The organism is Tyzzerella sp. An114, from assembly GCF_002161055.1.
Lineage (GTDB): Bacteria > Bacillota > Clostridia > Lachnospirales > Anaerotignaceae > Fimicola > Fimicola cottocaccae.
The window spans coordinates 1-1,728 of sequence record NZ_NFLT01000055.1; the positions used below are offsets into that span (position 1 = coordinate 1).

General features: G+C 21.6%; 1 protein-coding gene. It reads right to left on the minus strand.

What is annotated here, in order from left to right; genetic code table 11:
- Positions 1-1,255, minus strand: a 1,255-nt coding sequence (locus B5E58_RS13180; RefSeq protein WP_143597288.1) for a helix-turn-helix domain-containing protein, incomplete at its 3' end; no start/stop codon positions are given.
- Between the last annotated feature and the right edge of the window lie 473 nt (positions 1,256-1,728).

Here is a 1,728-nt window from a genome sequence, read left to right on the forward strand (position 1 = left end):
TATTAGAACCAACTGCTATTGAAAGATACTCTGGAAAACATAATTGCTCATCATTGTATATTTGAGCAGACATATTACCAGATTTTATTTCATTTAAAAAATCATTTATAAAAGACTTTATTTCATCATTATTAAACCTTTTCATATACTGTTTTGGAACTTCATCTAGATACCCAGTTTTTATAAATTTTTTAATACCATTAATACTAAAAATTGTATGAATATGTTTATAGTTTTTAAGTTTTTCGATGTGTTTTTTTATAAATTCAATAATATAATCATAACCATCTTCATCATATACAAATTTTTTATGTAACATTTCTTCTGTCATTAAACTCATTGTACAAGGCTGTGTCATCATACTCATAAAAGTATCATCGCCTATAATATTTTGATATTTAGTTATGAAATCAACAAAATTATCACTGTATGTTATAAGTTCTCTACAACTTTCAATATATTCCTTCAAATTTTTATGATAATATTCGGCTTCTCGTTTTGAACTTAACAACATAACTGACTCACCCGTTACAGAAAAACACATAACATGATTATGTGTAACTAAAAAATACGGAAATGGTTCAACAAATTTTGATGAAAAATTATTTTCATAATAATAATAAACCTTATAAGATTGACCTAATATTATACCTATCGGAAGCACAGATTTTAAATACTTTAAACCATTTATATCTATTTCTTTATCTGCATCAAAAGATATAATGTGTTTTATACTAACTTTTTTATCACAATTTTGTCTTAAATCAGCAACAAAATTATTAAAAAATGACATTGAAGGTGGAATTGTAAATTCAAACCGTGGATTTTCATGTTGAAACTCATAATATATAATACTTCTTAAAATCATATAAACTGTTGTATAACCTGAAAAAATAATATTATTTTCTGTAAAGTTTTCTATATCTTCTATCTTTATATAATTTGATATATTTACACAAGGAAATTTTTTCAAATTTGAAAGTTCATAAAAAATATCTAATATAGCATTATAAGCATTAAATTTTTCTTCTCCTTGGAAAATAATGTTATAATAATATTTCAACATTTTTTCTTCTTTTGGTGTAAGTCTCATAGCTGAACAAATATCATTTAAAGCATTGTAGGAAATAATTCTTTTATCTGAAATAGCTTTATGAATCATTGTTCTATCAACATTTGATTTTCTTGATAATTCAGATACAGAAATATTATGATTTTTTATAAGCTCCTTAAGATAATCCCCAAAAAGTGACATAATACCCCTCCCATAAAAGAATGTCTATGTTTTTTATTTTATCAGAAAATTTAGAAAATTTTGTTTAATCGGCATATATATGTGTGTCAAAAATATCCACAAATATAGTCACAGTTATTGTCACAATTGTATTTATTTGTAATATTTTAAAAATTATAAGTCAAAAAAGAGTTAACTAATAGAATATTAAAAAAAAACAGTAATTTTTTATTTGAAAAATTACTGTTTTTTACTTTTGTTATATTAATTTTAATATTTTTTTCAAATTTATGATTTTTATAATGATTGCCATAACTATAATCTAATCTTGTTTTCTAAGCTCAAAAAATTCTTTAATATAATAAAACTTATATGAAAGTAAAAAAACTAGCAAACTAAAATTTTTAGTTTACTAGTTTTTCAATTTAATATCATTATTGATATTATTTTTAACATATTAAAATTATTATATATTTCTTAAAAACATAATAGAC